16 protein-coding genes are annotated in these 21,278 nt (G+C 58.3%); 13 read left to right on the plus strand and 3 right to left on the minus strand.

The genetic code is table 11. The features are described 5' to 3' along the window. The 6 genes from VN622_16600 to VN622_16625 all read left to right on the plus strand — a co-directional run. On the plus strand, positions 1–259 hold a 259-nt coding region (locus tag VN622_16600), incomplete at its 5' end, for a hypothetical protein (GenBank protein ID HWR37484.1). Between the two features lie 132 nt (positions 260–391). Then, positions 392–1,498 (plus strand): ATP-binding protein, encoded by a 1,107-nt coding sequence (locus VN622_16605; GenBank protein HWR37485.1) that lies wholly within the window; start codon positions 392–394, stop codon positions 1,496–1,498. A 29-nt stretch (positions 1,499–1,527) separates the two neighbouring features. Then, positions 1,528–2,877: a sigma-54 dependent transcriptional regulator gene (locus tag VN622_16610; GenBank protein ID HWR37486.1), complete on the plus strand. Its 1,350-nt coding sequence runs from the start codon at positions 1,528–1,530 to the stop codon at positions 2,875–2,877. 545 nt (positions 2,878–3,422) lie between these two features. Next, positions 3,423–4,751: a Glu/Leu/Phe/Val dehydrogenase gene (locus tag VN622_16615; protein ID HWR37487.1), complete on the plus strand. Its 1,329-nt coding sequence runs from the start codon at positions 3,423–3,425 to the stop codon at positions 4,749–4,751. A 76-nt stretch (positions 4,752–4,827) separates the two neighbouring features. Further along, complete coding sequence (locus VN622_16620) at positions 4,828–6,591, plus strand: PEP/pyruvate-binding domain-containing protein (protein HWR37488.1); 1,764 nt, start codon at positions 4,828–4,830, stop codon at positions 6,589–6,591. 20 nt (positions 6,592–6,611) lie between these two features. Further along, positions 6,612–9,791 carry a PEP/pyruvate-binding domain-containing protein gene (locus VN622_16625; GenBank protein HWR37489.1) on the plus strand — a complete coding sequence of 1,060 codons (3,180 nt, stop codon included), beginning with the start codon at positions 6,612–6,614 and terminating at the stop codon, positions 9,789–9,791. A 92-nt stretch (positions 9,792–9,883) separates the two neighbouring features. Here the strand turns inward: VN622_16625 and VN622_16630 are convergent, their stop codons facing one another. Continuing rightward, entirely contained in the window at positions 9,884–10,732 is an 849-nt protein-coding gene (locus VN622_16630) for a metallophosphoesterase (GenBank protein HWR37490.1), read from the minus strand. 420 nt (positions 10,733–11,152) lie between these two features. On the opposite strand from VN622_16630, the gene VN622_16635 reads away from it, so the two are divergent. The 6 genes from VN622_16635 to VN622_16660 are packed head-to-tail and all read left to right on the plus strand — an operon-like array spanning position 11,153 to position 16,964. After that, positions 11,153–12,235: an MFS transporter gene (locus VN622_16635; GenBank protein HWR37491.1), complete on the plus strand. Its 1,083-nt coding sequence runs from the start codon at positions 11,153–11,155 to the stop codon at positions 12,233–12,235. Positions 12,236–12,260: 25 nt separating this feature from the next. After that, positions 12,261–13,337: an MFS transporter gene (locus VN622_16640; protein HWR37492.1), complete on the plus strand. Its 1,077-nt coding sequence runs from the start codon at positions 12,261–12,263 to the stop codon at positions 13,335–13,337. Positions 13,338–13,339: 2 nt separating this feature from the next. Then, positions 13,340–15,562: a molybdopterin-dependent oxidoreductase gene (locus VN622_16645; GenBank protein ID HWR37493.1), complete on the plus strand. Its 2,223-nt coding sequence runs from the start codon at positions 13,340–13,342 to the stop codon at positions 15,560–15,562. After that, the gene (locus VN622_16650; GenBank protein ID HWR37494.1) at positions 15,559–16,182 is read left to right on the plus strand and encodes a 4Fe-4S dicluster domain-containing protein; all 624 of its coding nucleotides are present in this window, start codon (positions 15,559–15,561) and stop codon (positions 16,180–16,182) included. Before VN622_16645 ends, VN622_16650 begins: the two co-directional genes overlap by 4 nt. Continuing rightward, the gene (locus tag VN622_16655; protein HWR37495.1) at positions 16,183–16,725 is read left to right on the plus strand and encodes a Rieske 2Fe-2S domain-containing protein; all 543 of its coding nucleotides are present in this window, start codon (positions 16,183–16,185) and stop codon (positions 16,723–16,725) included. Beyond that, entirely contained in the window at positions 16,722–16,964 is a 243-nt protein-coding gene (locus VN622_16660) for a DUF6755 family protein (protein HWR37496.1), read from the plus strand. The genes VN622_16655 and VN622_16660 overlap by 4 nt, the downstream gene beginning before the upstream one ends. A 60-nt stretch (positions 16,965–17,024) precedes the next feature. Here VN622_16660 and VN622_16665 read toward each other — a convergent pair whose 3' ends face one another. Beyond that, positions 17,025–18,017, minus strand: coding sequence for a methyltransferase (locus tag VN622_16665; GenBank protein ID HWR37497.1), 993 nt, complete (start codon positions 18,015–18,017; stop codon positions 17,025–17,027). Between the two features lie 208 nt (positions 18,018–18,225). Beyond that, positions 18,226–19,230 carry a radical SAM protein gene (locus VN622_16670; protein HWR37498.1) on the minus strand — a complete coding sequence of 335 codons (1,005 nt, stop codon included), beginning with the start codon at positions 19,228–19,230 and terminating at the stop codon, positions 18,226–18,228. A gap of 652 nt (positions 19,231–19,882) precedes the next feature. On the opposite strand from VN622_16670, the gene VN622_16675 reads away from it, so the two are divergent. Further along, positions 19,883–21,278, plus strand: a 1,396-nt coding sequence (locus VN622_16675; GenBank protein HWR37499.1) for a kelch repeat-containing protein, incomplete at its 3' end; no start/stop codon positions are given.

The following is a 21,278-nucleotide window of genomic DNA, read 5'->3' on the forward strand; positions in this document are numbered from 1 at the left end:
GACGATCTTCTTCCTCTTCATCACGCACTACAAGCTGCTCTATGACGACTGGCGCGGATACCTGATCGCCTTCTTCTCACTGCCGTACGTAGCTAACATCTACATGGGGCTGTTCGCGCAGACCAAGCTGGAGGCGACGAAGGATCGCTTTGGTGCGAAGGTCATCCAGCACGAGGCGGAGATCAAGAAAATGGAGAAGATGGAGAAACAAGAGCAGGTAACCCGACAGGAAGAAGAAACAGAAAAGCCCGCAGCTTGATCTGCGTGCCGGCAAATATGGCTCGGAGCGTCGAATGACGCTCCGGATCGCGTCAGTGCAGTGAACCCGGGTTACCTTCCTTCGGTCAACCACCTCATAGCCAAGACGGCTCTCAGTTCGTATAGTTAGAACATGGTTAAGTCCGGCATTCTGGGTGCCGAATGTGCGCTACGCGAGCGCGTGAAGGAGCTGACGTGCCTGTACGGAATCGCGAACATTGCGCAGCAAGTCGGCATACCGTTACGCTCCACTTTGCAGACCATCGTGGAACTTCTGCCACCGGCATGGCAGTTTCCCGAAGCGGCCTGCGCTCGAATTGTGCTTGATGGGCAAGCGTATGCTACCCCGGAATTCCGTGTTTCGACGCGGGGCCTCACCGCGAACCTCAAGATCGGAGCGCGGAATAGAGGCGTGGTCGAACTCTTCTATAGCGAAGAACTGCCGCAAAGCGCGGAATCGCCTTTTTTGCGCGAGGAGCGCACGCTGATCGAGATGGTGGCGCACGAGATCTCGATCCACATCGAGCGACGGGAAGCGGACGAGGCAAATTCACGTCTTCGCGACCAACTCCGTCACGCCGACCGCCTGGCCACGCTCGGTCAACTCGCCGCCGGCGTAGCTCACGAGATCAACGAGCCGTTGGCGAACATACTCGGATTTGCGCAACTGGCGAGGAAGGCTGAAGGTGTTCCGCCGCAGGCCGCCGAAGACCTGGAGAAGATCATCGCCAGTTCACTTCACGCGCGCGAGGTGATTCAGAAGCTCCTCACATTCGCGCGCAAGATGCCTCCGGAGAAGGCGTCAGTGGACTTGAACCGCGTTGTGCGGGATGGCCTCTATTTCCTTGAATCGCGATGCGCCAAGGCGGGAATCACGATTGTGCGAAAGCTCGATCCGAACGTCCCGCAGGTCAGCGCCGATGCCTCACAGATGCACCAGATCGTCGTTAACCTGGTTGTGAATGCGATCCAGGCTATGCCGACTGGCGGCACGCTCACCATTGCAACCCGTGCGGTGACCGGTGCGGTAAAACTGATTGTGCAGGACTCTGGAATCGGCATGTCGGACGAAGTGAAGCTGAACATCTTCACCCCGTTCTTCACGACCAAAGACGTGAATGAAGGTACTGGATTAGGATTGGCGGTTGTAGATGGCATCGTGGCATCGCATGGTGGCACCATCGCCGTCGAGAGCGAAGCCGGGCACGGCGCACGGTTTGAGATCAAGTTGCCGCTGTGAGTGCGGCCAGCAGAGGCGGGCAGATACCAATGGCGGATGAACGCGAAAAAGAACAGATTCTGATCGTCGATGATTCGCCGAACACGCTCGAGGTGCTGCAAAGACAGCTGCAAGCGGAAGGGTATCGTGTATTCACCGCGCCCGATGTTCCGAGCGCGATTGCAATTCTTAGCGATGCGCCCTTCGACCTTGTGATTACCGACTTCAAGATGCCGCGAGTCAGCGGTCTCGCCCTGGTGCAGCACGTCCGCGAGAATCTGAAAGATACGGAAGTGATGATGATCACCGGGTATTCTTCGATCAACGGTGCGGTCGGGGCGGTGAAGGCGGGTGCAGCCGAGTACCTTCCGAAGCCCTTCACGGACGATGAACTTCTCGCAACGGTTCGCAACGTTCTAGACAAACTGCGTGTCAGGCGTGCGGCGCAAACCCCGGTGGACAGACCTTCTCATGCGCCGATCGGCCTGATCGGAAGATCGCGCGCCATGGAAAAGGTTTTCAGGGCAGTTGAAAAAGCCGCGCCTACGTCTGCGACAGTGCTGATTTCGGGCGAAAGCGGCACCGGCAAAGAATTGATTGCGCGAGCCATCCATTACAGCAGTTCGCGTGCAGCGGCTCCGTTCGTGCCGGTCAACTGTGCCGCAATTCCCGAGTCGCTGCTGGAGAGCGAATTGTTCGGATATGTCAAAGGCGCGTTCACCGGAGCGAACGAAACGCGCGCAGGCTTCTTTCAAACCGCCGACGGTGGAACCATTTTTCTGGATGAGATCAGCGCCACGAGTATGTCTGCGCAGGTGAGATTACTGCGGGTCATTCAGGAGCGCGAAGTTTCGATGCTAGGTTCGGCACGGCCACGCAAAGTGGATATTCGAATTATCGCGGCGACAAACAAGGACCTGCTGGGGCTTGTAAAGAAGAACCTGCTTCGAGAAGACCTCTACTTCCGCCTCAATGTGATCACGATTCCGTTGCCGCCGCTCCGCGAGAGAGACGATGACGTTCTGCTGCTGATCGAACATTTTTCGCGTCAGTTTGCGGACGAAATGGGCAAGCCCGTGCCTCGTTTCTCCGACAGCGCGCTGGATGTGCTGCGTAAGTACCACTGGCCGGGTAATGTTCGCGAACTTGAAAACCTGATTCAGCGCCTCGTCGTAATGGCAGAGTCCGACCTCATCGACGTTGCGGATCTTCCCGCACTGATGCGGTCGTCGACGGTTCGCAGTGCAGGCTTCGATCGCACGCTTGCCGAGATTGAAACCGAATACATTCACAACGTGCTGGCCAGCGTGGACGGGAATCGCACACGGGCTGCGCATATCCTGGGAATTGACCGCAAGACGCTGCGGGAGAAGATCAAGACGAACGAGACGACGGATTGAGTAGCTGAGGAATTTATCCTCACTGGTTCATATCTCCCCACTTCAGCGTGCCCATAATGTGCAAATTCTCTATTGACCGGTCGCGTCCTGAAAAAGTTAAGTTGTTGATCATCAGTCAGATGGAGCATGGTTAGCGCGTTCGCCTAGGGCCGAACCCGGTGGCACTCCGCTTGCACTGCATCATATGGTTTCTTCCAGTGCGAAGGGAAGGACGAGCGGGCATTCCCAATGGAGACAGCGCGGCGGCAGAACGGTTCGTATTACGATTTCGCCGAGATTGCGCGACCTGAAGGAACTGCGACCTCGCCGTGTACGCAGGACGAAACCTTAGCGGAGCCCCTTGGCGCCGCCGGGTTGACAGGACTCTGCGCGTTGTGCGAAGTCCACACGAGGTGTGCGAGGCCTAAGCCCGCCGGGGGAATCTGGTATTGCGCGGATTTCCGGTGATGATCAACTCGGAACCTGTTATCCAGCAGTACGGCAATCAAATTGGCGCCTACATAATTAATCTAACAGTTTCATAAGAGCACGAAGGAGAACGGACCATGCCGGGTGTAGAAGGCAAGGCGACGACGGCGGTAACGCCGGCGCCTAAAAAAACTTTCAACTCTTTTCAGATAGCACAAACTCAGTTCGACAAAGTCGCTGAATACCTTGGACTGGATGACGCCAGCAGAGAACTGCTGCGCTATCCGATGCGCGAGTACCACTTTGCCATCCCAGTGCGAATGGATGACGGCACCGTGAAGGTGTTCCGCGGCTTCCGTGTGCAGCACAATGATGCGCGCGGTCCGGGAAAAGGCGGAATCCGTTTCCACCCACATGAGACGATTGACACGGTTCGTGCGTTGTCGATGTGGATGACCTGGAAGTGCGCTGTCGTAGATATACCGCTGGGGGGTGCAAAGGGCGGCGTCATTTGCGACCCGCACAACCTGAGCGCGCGCGAGCAGGAACAGATTTGCCGCGGATGGGTTCGCCAGGTCGCACGCGAAGTGGGTCCGATCACCGACGTTCCGGCCCCTGATGTGATGACGAACGCGCAACACATGCTGTGGATGCTGGACGAATTCGAAAAGATCCATGGCGGGCGCTATCCCGGATTTATCACCGGAAAGCCCGTCGGCATGGGCGGTTCGCTCGGCCGTACGGAAGCGACCGGCTACGGCGTCATCTTCACGCTCCGGGAAGCACTGAAGGAACTCGGCATCCAGGCCGACAAAACCGAAGCCAGCGTACAGGGCTTCGGCAACGTCGCCCGTCACGCGATTGAGCTTTACCAAAAGCTCGGCGGGAAGGTTGTCGCGGTTTCGTGCTGGGACCAGGCTGACCAGTGTTCGTACACGTACCGCAAGGCGGGCGGAATCAACCTCGAACAACTCGTTTCGTTCACGGATCGCTTCGGCGGCATTAGCAAGCAGAAGGCGCAGGATGCAGGCTACGAGTTGCTGCCTGGCGATGCCTGGCTTGCGCAAGACGTCGATATCCTCATCCCGGCTGCGCTTGAAAACCAGATCACCGGGGACAATGTGGGCAGAATTAGCGGCCGTGTTCGGATCATTGCAGAGGGTGCGAATGGTCCCACCACGCCGGAAGCCGACGCTCAGATCAAGCAGTGCGGCATCCACCTTATTCCGGACTTCCTTGCGAACGCCGGCGGTGTGACCTGCAGTTACTTCGAGCAGGTGCAGAGCAACATGAATTACTACTGGGAGAAGGATGAGGTTCTCGGCAAGCTTGATCTGAAGATGACCTCAGCCTACTACGCGGTGTCCGAGTTGGCCCGCAGCCAGAAGCTTTACATGCGTGATGCAGCTTATGCGATCGCGATCGGTCGCGTCGCAAAGGCCTGTCACGACCGCGGTTGGGTCTAGATAGGCAAACCACTATCGCTCCTGGCGGCCCAGCACCCGCCAGGAGCGATTAGTGCGTTCCAGGCGGAGGTGCCCGATGAGCACCCAAGGCAAAGGCGGTGCTAAGGACCTGCCAAGGTTCGACCGCAAGTTCTGGGACCGCACCTTCCGTTTTACCCGCATCGGGTCCGGCGCCTTGGGAGGCAAAGCCTCAGGTCTGGTGACTGGCGTGGCGTTGCTGGCGGAGAGCCAACCCTCCTCTGCATTCCCATCGATTGAGATCAGCGTTCCGACGATGGCAGTAATCGCCACCGGCTTCTTCGACGAATTCATTGCAAACAACCGGCTCGATGAACTTAAGTTCGACAGCATGCCGGACGACCGCATCGGGAATGCATTCCAGCACGCCGACCTTCCCGTTGAACTCGTCGGCGACCTGCGCGCCCTGATCCTGGAAGTCCACACACCTCTCGCCATCCGCTCGTCCAGCTTGCTCGAAGATGCGCTTGAACGCCCGTTTGCCGGCGTGTACGCGACCAAGATGATTCCGAATAACCAGCCTGATCCGGACATACGCTTTCGCCGATTGCTGGAAGCGATCAAGCTGGTGTATGCATCCACATTTTTTAAAGCAGCTCGCGAGTACATCCGCACAACAGGCCGTAACCCAATCGAAGAAAAAATGGCCGTTATCATCCAGGAGGTCGTGGGAAGGCGGCACAGCGACAGGTTCTATCCGGATATTTCCGGCGTTGCCCGGTCGTACAACTTCTACCCGGCGGAACCGGCTCTGCCGGGGGATGGAGTTGTTACCCTGGCGCTCGGACTGGGCAAGACGATTGTTGAGGGGGGAATCGCTTGGACATTCTCGCCGGCTTATCCGAAGAAGCCGCCGCCCTTCGGCTCCGTAAACGAACTGCTGAAAGGCACGCAAACTGAATTCTGGGCGGTGAACATGGGAAAGCCGCCCGCCTATGATCCTGTAAACGAGGTTGAGTATCTCGTTCGTCCAAATTTAAATGATGCCGAGAACGATGAGGTTCTTGCGTCACTGGCTTCCACGTTTGATCCGCAGCGGGACCGCATCGTGCCCGGAATTGGCGCGAACGGTCCGCGCGTCCTCAACTTCGCGCCACTGTTGCAATACGAAGAGTTCCCGCTCAACAGCGCCATCCGTGGGCTACTCGCGGCTGCGGAGAAATGGCTGGGCGCCAAGGTTGAGATTGAGTTTGCGATCACCATCGAAGCGGGCCGGAATGTACCTCCGCACATGCGCTTGGGATTTTTGCAGGTGCGGCCAATGATGGTGTCGGACGAACTCGTGGAGCTCAGTCCCGAGGACCTCACCCGCGAGGGCGTCATCATCGCGTCCGACCGCGCGATGGGAAACGGCATTGAGACGGTTGGTGACATTGTCTATGTGCGTCCCGAGTCCTTCTCTGTTCTAGAAACGCGTGCAATCGCGACGGAGCTGGCGTCCATCAACACGTATCTGCGGGAGCATGGACGTCCATATCTGCTGGTAGGGTTTGGGCGTTGGGGCAGCTCTCATTCTTCCCTCGGCATCCCGGTGAATTGGAGCGATATTTCGGGCGCGCGGACAATTGTCGAAGCTACGCTGCCTGAGATGAATGTGGAACTCAGCCAGGGCTCACACTTTTTTCACAATCTTTCCAGCTTCCGCGCGAGCTATTTCATGGTAAGACATGACCAGCGCTTCGGGATTGATTGGGACTGGTTGAACCGCCAGCCTTTCGTACAGGAAAGCGGCCTGGTGCGGCACGTTCGCACAACGCGTCCGCTCTCAATCAGGGTGGATGGACGCAGGGGTCTCGGCATCGTGGTGCAGCAGGCAAAGTAGGTACCGGGCGAAACGAAACGATGAAAGAAATCGATACTCAGGTTGCCGAGATACTCCAGGCGCTGCAAGAGCGCGCGAAGGAACTCAACTGTCTGTACCAGCTGGACGAACTGCTGAACCGAGCAGGCGCGTCGTTGTACGAGATACTTCGCGGCATCATCGACATACTTCCTCACGGCTGGCAGTATCCGCAGGTAGCGCAGGCGCGAATCACCTTCGAACAACTCATCATCGAGCCTGAGGAATTCAAGCCGACACCGTGGAGCCTGAGCGCGCCAATTCTTGTGCAATCGAAGTACCTGGGCAGCATCGAGTTGTACTACCGCGAGCAGATGCCCAGCGCCGATGAGGGCCCGTTCCTGAAAGAAGAGCGCAAGCTTCTCGACACAGTTGCCGAACGCCTCTCAAGCATCATTCTGCACAGGCGCTTGAAAGCGGCTTTTGATGGCTGGGACGTTGGGCACGTGCAGGGCGCAGAAAAAGGCGAGTGGCGGATCGTCCTGGAGTTCCTGCGCGATACGGATCCGGTCCTGTTGCAGCGGCTTTCGCGGAAGCTGATTAACCACCTGAGCTGGAGCGGCGTGCAGGAAGCAAAGGCGCTGTTGCAGGGCGGAGTCACGCCCGAGAGCGACAGGCTGAGCAACGATAACCGGCCGCTACGCCGCGCCGCACCGACGCCGTTTTTCAATCTCACGCTGGAAGCGTTCCACATCGCCTCGAAGCATCTGAGCGAGACGGAGATCCTTAGTTGCGTGACGACGTGGATCAAGGAGGAGAAGTCGAGTCTTCTCGTCCGGGCGCTTGAGATACAAGGTACGCCGCTGGGCGAAATTGTGGAGGCCCTCGAGCACTACCGCCATGCTGGTGTCGAAGAACGCGAACTTTCGCTTTCTACACAGAAGGGCTTGCGCGTTTCGCTCATCCGGCGGTTCTTTTCGGAGAACCTGGAGTTCATCAACGTCGCCAAGGAATTCATAGAGGTCAAAGATTTTTACGATCTGCTCGGGAAGATGACCTATCCGCCGCGTTGCCACGGCAAACTGGGCGGCAAGAGCGCGGGCCTGTTCCTGGCAAAAAAGATAATCGAGAAGACGCCCGGGCTGAGCGAACCGCTACGAAATATCGTGGTTCCAAAGACCTGGTACGTCACGTCCGACTGGATTCTGATTTTCGTACACCACAATGATCTGGAGGATGTACTCAACCGCAAGTACATGGAAGTTGACCAGATTCGCCAGGAGTACCCGCACCTGGTCTCGCTGTTCAAGCGCTCATCCTTTCCGTCGGAACTGGCAAAGGGACTTGCACTCGCGCTGGATGAGCTTGGTGATCGTCCGCTGATCGTTCGCAGTTCGAGCCTGCTGGAGGACCGGTACGGCTCGGCCTTCTCGGGCAAGTACAAGAGTCTTTTCCTCGGGAATCGCGGAAGCAAAGAGGAGCGCCTCGCCGCGCTGATGGACGCAGTTGCCGAGGTGTATGCGTCGATCTTCGGCCCCGACCCGACGGAGTACCGTGCCGAACGCGGTCTCCTCGATGTTCATGAAGAGATGGGAATCATGATCCAGGAGGTGGTCGGAAAGGCGGTTGGCAAGTACTTCCTTCCGGCGTGCTCAGGCGTGGCATTCAGCAATAACGAGTTTCGCTGGTCAGCCCGCATCAATCGCGACGACGGGTTGATACGCCTTGTGCCTGGCCTCGGTACTCGCGCCGTCGATCGCGTCGCCGACGACTACCCCGTTTTGATCGCGCCAGGACAGCCGAACCTGCGCGCGAACGTCACTGTCGACGAAGTCCTGAAGTACTCGCCTAAGCGAATCGACGTGATCAACCTGGAGACAAACGCGTTCGAAACCGTCGAGACCGAAGAGATCCTGCGCTACTGCGGCGACGACTATCCGCAAATCCGGCAACTGATATCCGTTATCGAGCAAGATCGCATTCAGCCGGTGATTGGACCCGTCAGGAGTCACAACCCGCGCGATCTCGTTTTTACTTTCGAGGGATTTTGCCAGAAGACGCCGTTTGTGAGCTGCATCCACGAACTGCTTCAGACGCTCCAGCAAAAGCTCAAGGCGCCTGTCGATATCGAGTTTGCTTATGACGGCCAGGATCTTTATCTACTACAGTGCCGCCCGCAGAGTTACGGTGCTGACTCGGTTCCGGTCGCGATTCCGCAGAATCTGCCTGCCGACAAGATCGTTTTTCGTGCGAATCGGTTTGTCTCAAATGGGCGGGTGCCGGACATAACGCACGTTGTATACGTGGATCTCGAGGGATACAGCCGCCTGGAAGACGAGAAGGCGATGCACGACATCGGCCGCGCCGTTGGCCGCTTGAACAAGCTGTTGCCCAAGCACCAGTTCATCCTGGTCGGTCCCGGCAGATGGGGCAGCCGTGGCGACATCAAGCTCGGCGTGCCGGTTACCTATTCGGACATCAACAACAGTGCCATGCTTATCGAAGTTGCGCGGCACCGGGGCAATTACCTGCCGGACCTGTCGTTCGGCACGCATTTCTTTCAAGACCTCGTCGAATCGTCCATCCGTTACCTTCCGCTTTACCCCGACGATCCGGATACGATTTTCAATGAGCTTTTTTTCATGCGCTCCGGCAACATGCTGGACAAGATACTTCCGGAATTTGGATATCTCTCGGAAACGTTGCGAGTGATCGACATTGCCCATGAAACCGGTGGCATGGTGATGCAGGTTCTTACGAACGCCGACCTGGACCAGGCCGTCGCATTCCTGTCCACCCCACGCCAAAACAAGACAGATCCCATTGAGCCAGATGTGGAGGTGGCGGACCGGTCCGGTAACGAGTACTGGCGCTGGCGCTTCCGCATGGCACAGCGCATCGCAGCCCAAATGGATCCGGACGAGTTCGGCGTGAAAGCGTTTTACCTCATCGGCAGCACGAAGAACGCAACCGCAGGGCCGGCGAGCGACATCGACCTTCTGCTCCATTTTGCAGGGACGCCAGAGCAGGAGAGCCGTTTACTGCTGTGGCTGGAAGGCTGGAGCCGCTGTCTCAGTGAGGTAAATTTCCTGCGCACGGGGTATCGGACAGACGGCTTGCTCGACGTGCACCTCATCACGGATAGGGACATCGAAGCCAAAACGAGCTTCGCAATCAAGATCAATGCGATCACCGATGCCGCGCGCAAGCTTCCGATGGGCGCATCTCGCAAGATGGCCTAAGGCTTAACGGCTTAAACGGAGTGCTGAAAACCAGATTTTTTGAAGCGGCGCGCCTGTGAGGCGAGCCCTTCAAGAATCGACTCAACGTACTCTTAGATCAACTCGCGGGAAGCGCCGGCGGGTGATTCAAGGTCAAATCGAACAAGGGCCAACTCGGGTCCGTCGTGCGCGGCGTTGATGCACACTGTGCGCCCGATCTCTGTCCTCCACGTACCAGTCAAACGCGTGGATTCGTGGACATGACCGTGCAACGTCAGCATTGGCTGGCGTGCCTCGATAAATCTGCGTATCGCGATGCTACCGACGTGTACGTCCAGCGGAACGTGTTCGAACATCTGGCCGTCGAGCGCGGCATGGTCCAGCGGCGTGTCGTAAGGCGGGGCGTGAAACAGAAACACTGCGTTTTGGAGCTGGTTGTCGCCGGTTAGCTGCTCAAGGTCGTCACTGATCGTCTGCCACTTAACCTCGTCGCAGGATGGCGGGGCGCTCCGAATGCCTTCTTCGGGCGAGACACAGCCTGGATCGACATAACGGGATATGTCATATCGTTCCCAGTCTTTCAGCAGAAACGGCGTCGGTGGCACACAGGCGTAACCGTAAACTTCAAAGCCGCCGACTTGCTGCTTTCGTCCATGCATGTATGACCACAAGCCGGCCGACTCAGCCTGTTGCAATCGCGCTTCTTCTACGCGTGGATCGTCGTTGCCGAGGATGACGAATACGGCAGGATAGTCGTGGCGTAAGTCCCGGCGAAGATCACTAAGCGCCGGAATCAGGACGTCTTCCAGGAAATCGAATTTGTTCACGATACCAGAGCATCCGGGCAGCAGATCACCACCAAGGAAAACAGCGAAGGGGCGCTCGCGGAGGATGCAGGCCAAAAGCTTTTCGGAGCGACCGACGCTGCCGTGTAGATCTGTAGCGAAGAAGCAATTCGGCAAGGGTGGCCCCTTTCGTTCTTAGAGATGCCGATAGTATCACTCGCATTTCGGCACTCGCATTGGATCGAGCCAGCTCCTGAATGCAGGATGCGCCTGGCAGGACGCTTGCTGCGCCTGGCAGTGCAATGCTCTAATAGGCGCACTCTTGAACGGGGATGGGTTTGTCCATCTCAGTTCATTTTGCGACGGGTCGGGTGAGTGAACGAACAACTCTGGCGCGGGTTCGTGATCTTTCTGTGACTAAAGTCATTTCGTGGTGATGGCTGTTCTGGTTTTATCCAATGGGTACTCGTAGACCTGGTCAGTAAGAGGACCGTACTTATGCCCAGCCGTTTCCAGCAATCTTCAAGTTCAGTTCAGTTAGCTCTCGGAACAGGCGCCTTCGCGCTGTGTTTCGCCGTGTTCGGATCACTTTCGGCAATGATGCCGATCATCAGCAAGCAAATGCACCTGACGCCGGTCGAGAAGAGCATAGCGCTGGCGGTTCCGGTATTGCTTGGTTCACTTGGCCGTATTCCGCTGGGCATCTTCACAGACCGGTTCGGCGGACGCCTGATCTTTTCGATCGTGATGCTGCTCTCAATCGTGCCTGCATTTCTCATGGGCGGCGTCAACACATACCAGCAATTGCTTACCTATGGCTTCTTCATCGGAATTGCGCTGGCAAGTTTCTCTGTCGGAGTTGGATTCGTAAGCGGCTGGTACCCTCCTGAGCGACAGGGATTCGCGCTGGGAGTGTACGGTGCAGGTAATATCGGCCAGTCGCTTGCAGCTTACGGCTCGCCGGTGCTGGCGGCGGCTTTCGGCTTCCGCTGGGGCTTCTGGACTTTCGGAGTTCTGCTTATCGGATGGCTGCTGGTGTTTTCGCTGGCTGCTCGGAACGCTCCGCGTCGTGCGCCGGTAAAGTCTGTAAGAGAGGTCCTGCAGCCGCTCAACTCCCGCGCAAGTTGGGTGCTGAGTGTCTACTACTTCCTGACCTTTGGCGGATTTGTCGCGATGGCAGTGTACCTGCCGACGTTCCTGACGGACATGTTCAAACTCACTCCGCAGGATGCAGGTATGCGCACCGCCGGGTTTGTAGTTCTCGCAACCTTGATGCGGCCAGTTGGGGGCATCCTTGCCGATCGCATTGGCGGGCGCGCGATCCTGCTTTGGGTCTTCCCCGCGACAGCCGTTATGGCCGTGCTGCTCGCCTGTCCGTTCATGAGCACCTTCACCGTAGGTGCGCTGGGCATGGCTGCCGCAATCGGGCTTGGCAATGGGGCTGTCTTCAAACTCGTACCGGAGTTTTTCCCGAATTCAGTCGGCAGTGTCACCGGACTGGTCGGCGCCGCCGGCGGTCTCGGCGGATTCTTCCCACCGCTTCTGCTCGGATATGTGAAGCAGCAGACCGGCACCTTTACTTTCGGATTCATTTTGCTGGGTTTGTTTGCTGTCGGATGTTTGTTCATCCTGCTGCGCCAATCCGGAACGCGACCCGCGCTCGCAACAGCGGGGCTGTAGAATCGGCGATGGATGGAGCAACACGATGAATAGACCTGTATTCCCCGTTCGCGGATCCGACACGCGACACGCTATGGCGTGGGGCCTGGTTGTGGCGGGCTTCCTCGTAATCGCCATTTTCGTAGGCAGTCGCGGGCTGCGGGATTTTGATCCCGCGCTTGTGTCCTACGCGGGCGCCAGCGTCTTTGCGGCTTTTGGGTTGGGGTATCGTTACTCGATGTGGCTGCGCAGGCCACCTACCCGCCTCTATTGGTTTCGCGCGTGGCAGATCTTTCTGGAACCGCGGCGCCTAACTCGCAATATCGTCCATCTAGGACGAATCTTCTGGAACAACATCGTTCTTCAGCGGTTCATAGATCGGCGCTCGCACGTGCGCTGGACCGCGCACTGGTTTCTCGCGTGGGGCTGCTTACTTGCCGCAGCCGTTACGTTTCCACTTTCGTTCGGCTGGGTGCGCTTCGAAACTCCTCGCGACAGCCAGGAGATTTACAACGCCTTCATGTTCGGAATCCCGGTGGGCAGCTTTCGCCTGGGAACGGTTGTTGCCGGCCTCGCGTTCAACGTGCTCGACATCGCCGCGGTCATGGTTCTCATTGGCGTGTTCTTCGCCATGTGGCGTCGCGGCCGTGATCGAGGAGCGATGACAGTTCAGCAGTTCTCCAATGACCTGCTGCCTCTCATCCTCCTGTTCGCGATCTCGGTTACAGGATTGTTCCTCACGGCTTCCACGCATCTTATGCGCGGCTTGCATTATGTTTTCCTGTCGCAGGTACACGCGGTCACGGTCATCCTGACGCTTCTGTATCTGCCGTTCGGAAAGTTCTTCCACATCTTCCAGCGTCCGGCGCAACTCGGCGTGGACTTCTACAAGCGCGCCGGCGCTGAAGGTCCACAGGCACTCTGCTGCCGTTGCGGTGAGCCGTATGGTTCACGCCTCCAAATGGACGACCTAAAGCAGGTACAAGCGGCGATTGGCGTGAACTACGAACTCGCCGACGGCAGCCATTATCAGGACGTGTGTCCGGCCTGCCGCCGCAAGAATCTTGCGCTCACCCAAGACGGACTTTGGAAGGCCACCGGCGCGGACCTTCGAGGATACTGATCATGGCAAAACTCCCCACCGACATTCCCTCGCTGGTCGAACAATTCGGCCCAACGCTGCACCGTGTACCGCCCGGTGGCTGGGCTCATACCGGCGTTGACGACAAGCTCGTAAAAACGCATTGCTGCTTCTGCGGCCAACAATGCGGTATCCAGTTGCGCGTTCGCGAAAACAAGGTTGTAGGTTTCGAGCCGTGGGAAGATTTTCCCTTCAACAAAGGAAAGCTCTGCCCCAAGGGCGTGAAACGCTACATGCAGGACGAACATCCAGACAGGCTGAAATCACCCATGCAACGCGTGGACGGACGCGGCTTCGAGCCGATGCCCTGGGACCTTGCGCTCGACCGTGTTGCTGGAGAGATTCGCCGCATTCAGGGAACCTACGGCGACGATGGGTTTGCCATCATCGGCGGAGCGTCCTTAACAAACGAGAAAGCGTACCTGATGGGCAAGTTCGCGCGCGTTGCCGTGCGAACGGCCAACATCGATTACAACGGACGACTGTGCATGGTTTCGGCCGCAGCCGCGTCGAAGAAGATGTTCGGCATCGACCGCTCGGCGAATCCGTGGAGCGACATACCAAAGGCGAGGGTAGTCCTGCTCGCCGGTTCCAACGTCGCCGAGTGCTCGCCGATCACGACGGACTATCTCTGGCAGATGCGTGAGAATGGCGGGAAGCTTATCGTTCTCGATCCGCGCATGACCCCTATCGCCCGCAACTGCGACTTGTTCATTCCCGTGCGGCCCGGCGGCGATATCGGCGTATTCAACGGCATGTTGCACGTGATGCTCGAACGCGGGTGGATCAATCGCGAGTTCATCGCCAAGCACACGACGGGCTTCGAAGCCGTAGAAGAAGCGGTGAAGAAGTACACGCCGGAGTACGCATCCAGCATTGCCGGCGTTCCTGCCGATCTCATCGTCAAGGCTGCGGAACTTTGGGGGCCAGCGCCCACCAGTTTCCTGCTGCATGCCCGCGGAATCGAGCACCACTCCAAGGGCGTGGACAATTGCAGCGCGGCTCTCAACCTGGTTGTGGCCACCGGACGCATAGGGCTCGAAGGTTGTGGCTATGCAATGATCACCGGACAGGGAAATGGCCAGGGCGGTCGCGAGCAAGGACAGAAAGCGGACCAACTCCCAGGCGGACGCGATATCTCCAATCCCGAGCATCGCAAGTACATCGCTAATGTATGGGGAGTAGACGAGGCGTCGATACCGAAAGCGGGCCTCTCCTTCGTCAAGATCTTCGAAGCGATTCACGAAGGCAAGATCAAGGGCCTGCTCACCATCTGTAACAACCCAACGGTTTCACTGCCGGATTCCAACTACGTTCGGGCTGCCCTCGAAAAGCTGGACTTCTACGTGAACATCGACTTCTTCCTCTCGGAGAGCGCACGCTATGCAGACATCGTGCTCGCCGGATCGCTCATGGAAGAGGACGAGGGCACGACGACGAACGTCGAAGGCCGCGTTATACGACATCGCAAGGTTGTCACCCCGCCCGCTGACGCACGCGAGGATTGGAAGATCATCTGCGACCTGGCTGCGCGTCTAGGCGCCGCCGACAAGTTCAACTACTCCTCCCCGCGCGATTTATTCGAAGAAATACGTGTGGCCTCTCGCGGCGGAGTCTGCGACTACTACGGCATTACGTGGGAGAAGATAGACGACAACGACGGTATCTTCTGGCCGTGTCCCTCGCCTGAACATCCCGGCACTCCACGCCTGTACGAGGGATGGAAATTCGGACATGCAGACGGCAAAGCACATTTCCTGCCCGTCGAGTGGCGGCCATCGGCGGAGATGCCGGATGGCGAGTATCCGCTCATACTGACCACAGGACGAGTCGTATCCCAATTCTTGTCCGGGACGCAAACGCGTCGGATCGGAGCCTTGGTGGATCAGTATTCCCAGCCTCTCTGTGAACTTCACCCGCGCCAGGCGGAGAAGCTTGGGATCGCCGATGGCGACTTCGTGAGAGTCGAGTCTCGTCGCGGGGAGGTTGTGGTACGCGCGCGCGTGGTCAAGACGATTCGGCCAGACACGGTCTTCATCCCATATCACTGGCCGCTCGATCGGGCCGCCAATAATCTTACGGTGCGGGCCATTGACCCCGTGTCGGGCATCCCCGAGTACAAGGTGTGCGCGGTACGCGTTTCTAAGACGGCCGAACCGGCAGACTCGATCGCGCAGCTTGAGGTGCAGGCCGGAGGCGTGCGATGAGCGAACGCGCCTTCTTTATCGACTACTCGCGTTGCATAGGCTGCGAGGCGTGCGTCCAGGCTTGCGGGGAATGCGACACGCATCGCGGTGTGTCGATGATTCACCTCGAAACCATTCGTCGCAGCGAGAGCGTGCAGACTGCGCCCCAGGTCTGCATGCATTGTGAAGACCCTATCTGCGCGCGTGTTTGTCCGGCGGACGCGATCAAAAAGACGCCTGACGGTGTGGTGCAGAGTTCGCTGAAGCCGCGCTGTATAGGCTGCTCAAACTGTGTCGTATCCTGCCCCTTTGGCGTGCCCAAGTATGAGGCGGAGATCGACCAGATGATGAAATGCGACATGTGCTATGACCGTTCGAGTGTAGGGAAAAAGCCCATGTGCGCCACGGTCTGTCCTTCAGGGGCGCTTACCTTTGCGACGATGGAAGAGATTCAGCGCACGCGTCGCGGCATTCCCATCAATAGCTGGAAGTTCGGCAAGGAAGAGGTCAAAACGAAGGTCTTTGTCATGGTGCCGCGGAAAATTGAGCGCGTCGATATCGACCTGGTGCAGATCACGTCAACGCCCTCGCCGCTGCAGGACGACCCGTACGATGTCGCACTGATGCTGGAGGAATCATAAATGGAACCCGAGAACCTGGAAGAGTGCGCTCATTGCAGCAAGTCCACAACGCCGTCGAACACGCCGAAGTGGCGCCGCGATTTTCCCATTGAGTGGGAGGGCGACCACTACGTGAGCCGCCGCGAGATGGTGAAGTTCCTCACTCTGGGCTCGCTCCTCATCACGGTCGGGAACTGGATAACGGTGGCCATCGGCCGTGTACGCCCGCGCGAGGTTAGCGTTGCCGGTGGGCGGTACGTTGGTTCGGCCGCTGCTCTGGACCAAATGGGCTCGATCCTTTTCCGCTTTCCGACCGACAACGATCCCTGCATAGCGGTGCGCGCCGCCGACGGAAAGATACATGCCTACTCGCAGGTATGTACGCATCTTTCTTGTGCTGTCGTTTATGACAAGCGGGAGAACGCACTCGTCTGCCCCTGCCATCGTGGGTACTTCAACATCGAGGAAGGAATGCCGATGGCCGGCCCACCGACGCGTGCGCTGCCGCGCGTGCTCGTGCAGCAGGAGGGCGACAAACTGTTCGCCACGGAGCTTCTCGTATGAACGGCGAACGCAGGCAGGGAACAACTCTTTTCACGGCGATTCTAATTCTCGTCGCCAGCGTCGTCGTTGTGCAGTTGTGGTTACTGACGGTCTCGATGGAGGCTCTGCTGGCGGGACAGACGCGCACGCTCGTCCCTGCGGCGCTCGGCTCAACCTTGCTGCTCGCCATCAATGCCGGCCTGCTCAGGTACGTCTTTCGCTTCGACGCGAACATTGAACGGACATCGCGCGAAGAGTAGGACTGCGCCTGGCGCACCGCTGCGGCTCGCATCCGAAATCCCTGCGCACTGCTGGATCATCTATGCGACGGCCACGGCCTCGACGATCGAGTAGGGGCTACTGGTTGGAATCACTTGCTTAAGGCGGAAGCCTGCACTGGCAAGAAGTGTCTTGTGTTCCGCAATCCTCCGTTCTCGTCCTCCGGTCATGACAAGCATGTTGACATCGAGAGCTTTGGCGAGGTGGGGCCCCGGCGTTTCCGGAATAACGGTTTCGATGATTAGAACTGTCGCCCCGGGTTGCGCGGCGCGGCGAATGCCCGCAAGGATCTGCTTCGCATCCGCCTCATTCCAGTCATGCAGAACGTCCATCAGCAGGTAGGCGTCTGCGGCAGGGATCGGATCGCGGAAGAAATTGCCGCCGTGCCGCTCAATGCAGGCGGTATCCTTCGGCGCTTCGGCAATGACGTGCGGCTGGTCGAACAGCACTCCCGTTGCGGATGGAGCGGTTTGCAGGATCGCAAGCAGCAAATGCCCCTTTCCGCCACCGATGTCGGCGATGCGGTTGAAACGGGAGAAATCGTAGGAGCTCAAAACCGCGGGGATTTCGCGTTGCGCCTTGCCCGCCATCCCGGCGTTGAACACGCGACTTTCCTCGGGATGCTTCGCCAAGTACGCGAACCCGCCGTTCGGATCGAGCTTCAGCACCGCAGGTTCAGTAGTGCGCAGCGAGTGTTCCAGTTCACCCCAACTCCGCCACACGAACGGAAGCCCCATGAGTCGCAGGAAGTGCCGGACAGACTGAGGGTGGTCGTCGCGAAGCAGTCTGGATGCCGGGGTGTGTGCCCAGGCGCCATCGTGAGCTTCGAAGATTCCGTGCGATGCGAGCAGGCGTAGCACACGGCCAAGCGCAACCGGATGTGCTCCGGTGCTCGTAGCCAGTTGTTCGGTTGTTCGCGGCGCATCATCGAGCGCATCGGCAACGCCCATTTCGGCGACCACCTGCAGGCTGCGCGAAATCCAGAATGCTGTGCCGAGTGCGAGAATTTGTTCGTGAGGTGTAGTTTCGGTCATCGTCTCTCCCAATCCACCCCGCCCCTGAGCCTGCGATAGCAAAGCGAGTTGCGGGAAGTTGGATGCACAAACCTTAGATTGGCACGTTCTAAATCTGCATTGATGTGACTGGTGCCGACACTGGAGGTGCCTTAGCCGCGCAAAATAAGCGCGACAAAAAAGAAGGGCGGCCGCAATGGCCGCCCTGATAGTGCGCTTCGAACGTAAATTACGGGCGTGCTCCCCCTAGAGACAGGTAGCCGCGCACGTTCTCACGAAGGATCTGCGGGAACGTCTTGTCGAGATTCGAGCGGATCGCGACGTAGCACTGGTCGCAAGTGTTGGTGTTGGTGAATTCTTCAACCATCTTCCAGTGGTCTTCCAGTTTGAACTTCTTGAAGACCATGGAGCAGGGCTGAAGCCAACCGTCGCTGGTCACCACGAGGAAGCGATGACCTGCGCGGCAGCCCGGCATTGCGCCATTCGTAAAGAACTCTCGCGTGGCATCGATGGTGCTCTTCGCGCTGACGATCCAGTTCGTGCTGTCGCGCCGCTGCTCGATCCGGTCGAACTCCCGGTTAAGTATGGGGAGTTGTTCGGGCGTCGGCGAAAGCTCCTTACACCCGGTGCGCCGAGACGTGTAGGAGCTGTAACAAATATTGACTCCCCACTCCTTAGCCTTGTCGGCCAAACGGTTGATCTCCGGCAGGTTCTCGCTGTGGATGCAGGAGTTGAGCACGATGTTATCGTGCCCGTGTTTCGCCAGGCGCGGCACCAGGTCACACATGCGCTCATAGAGCCCTGGATACCCGCGGAAGCCATCGTGGCGCTCGTCCGGGAAGTCGAGGCTGACGTTGAACTGGTCCACGCCGGCGTCGCAGAGCGCGAGGTACTTTTCTTCGGTCATGTGCGACCAGTTCGAGAGCAGGATGATGTACGGCAGGTTCGAGCCGCCCTTGATCGCGCGTACGACATCTACGACGTCTTCGCGCATCAGGGGCTCGCCACCCGAGACCTGCACCACGCACGGGTTAAGCACTTCCATGTAGCGGCGGTAGTCAGCCGGCTTGAGGTTCTTCGACTCGTCGCGCGGACCGCCGTGATCGCAGTGTCTGCAGAAGCAGGTGCAGGAATCCGTCACCTCGAAGGAGACAACGATGGGTCGGTTGGACGGCCAGTTACGGGAGCCTCGCGCAATGATGCGCGCTGAGTCGAGAAATGGAACTTTGCGCATAGTTGGTATGTACCTTTGGATTCTAAAAGTTAGCAGGTCGGAGCCGCACCGGTGTGTGACGCGCGTCACCAACAGCAGGTACGGACGTATCGCTGAGCGGCAGAGTAGCAGGTTTGGAATGCGATATTGCCACAGCCAACTGCAACCTGTGCCGGCGGAGAATAAATTTGTTCACTAGCACTCGCGCGAAAACAGAGAATCCGGGCGTTCGCACAACAGTGCTAGCCCGCCACGAATCAGGCCACCATCGGCGTACCTCAGCGGCTAAACAGGCTGCTGAAAGAGACGACGCCCTCAGCACTGAGCCCATGTTCACTCCGGGCGACGCGCGGCGCACCGCAGCCGTGCGCGTTCAAAGAACGTCAGCAGTGTTCCCCTTCCAGCACTGCTGTTGAGAGTACCCACTCCAAGTAGCGGCACATCCTTCCATATCAGGTGCAACGATTTGCGCACTGCGGTCGAGCCTTCCCGGTGTCGCATTGTAAGTTGCTGATTCCGCATCGCGGAACCCTGCCGCCCAAACGATCCAGAGTGGCACGAGAGCTGCTTCCTTCTACTCTGGTGCGTATGGCGGCGAGTCCTTACTCCTCTGCTCGAAACCCCCATAAGCGAATTGAAGCTGATCCCCTTCAGCAAAAAGATGAGGCGTGCAATGCGTTCTCCACTTCGAATGATTTTCGTTTGTGCTGTTATCGCTATTGTGGCAATAGCTCTTCCCGCTTCGTTACCCACAGTGCAGACCGGAGCGTGGACTCCGGTTTGGAACCTTGCAGAAGCGCGAGCAGGCGCGGCGGCAGTACTCCTGCCGAACGGAAGCGTTCTGGTTGTCGGCGGTTTGGTCGATGGCCAACCGACGAATTCTGCCGAAATCTTCAATCCAGATGGGACTTTTACCTCTGCTTCCGCCATGTCCGTACCTAGAGCCGGACACTCGGCGATCCTGCTTGTGACCGGCGAAGTGCTTGTGACTGGTGGCACGACAAGCGGCGGAGGAGTCACGAATTCATCTGAGCTGTACGACGTGCTCTCCCAGCGCTGGTCATCTGCACCTCCAATGAAAGAGGCGCGGACTGGCCACACCGCGGTTCAGATGCTCGATGGATCGGCGCTCATCATTGCAGGAAATAATAGCCATGGCCCCGTGTCACTCGTAGAGCAGTATTCGCTCGTGGGCGAAGACTTTTCGAGTGTTGGGACATTGCTGCATCCGCGTATCGACGCCGCAGCGGCTTCGCTTGGCGATGGCCGTGTGCTGGTGGTTGGCGGCGCTGCTGTTAACGCCGATGACGACTCGGCTCCTACCAACCTGGCTGAGGTTTTCGACCCAGGCACGGGAGCATCGACCTCTGCCTCGCCGCTTGCATTTGCACGCAGCGCGGGGACAGCAACGGCCCTGCTGGACGGACGAATCGCAGTCGTAGGTGGCAACGATGGGACAAACGATCTAGCATCCAGCGAGATCTATGACCCGACCTCCGATAGCTGGTCTACAATCGCGGGCATTTCTCCCAGATCGCATCATCTCGCAGTACTGCTGCCACGCAACCATGGCGTGCTGATTGCTGGAGGCGCGCCGGGGGCAGCGACAGAGATGTTGCTTCCGTGGGCTAACGATAATGCCGGCGCATTTGCTGCTCTCTCGGCAAGCGCTGGCTCACATAGAAACGGATTCGCGCTGGCAATTTCGAATGAGGGCCTCCTGCTCGCGGCAGGCGGCGATGCCGGCACCGCTGCGGAAATCTACCGATTCGCAACACTGAAAACGGATAAGGATGACTACGCTCCGGGGCAGACGGTGACTGTGACTGGAACCGGCTGGCAGCCCGGCGAACAAGTTACGCTGACCCTGACGGAGGTGCCTGCGATTGACTCGCATCCACCGATCACCGTAACTGCCGACGCTTGGGGCAACATCAGCGATAGCAGCTTCACCCCGGACGAACACGACTTCCAGGTGCGATTCTTCGTTGTCGCAACGGGCTCGCAATCCCAGGCGCAGACGAGTTTCACGGATGGAAATGTCACGCTGGCCGTTAGCGGTGTCGGAC

The organism is Clostridia bacterium (genome assembly GCA_035561135.1).
Classification (GTDB): Bacteria; Acidobacteriota; Terriglobia; order Terriglobales; family Acidobacteriaceae; genus DATMYA01.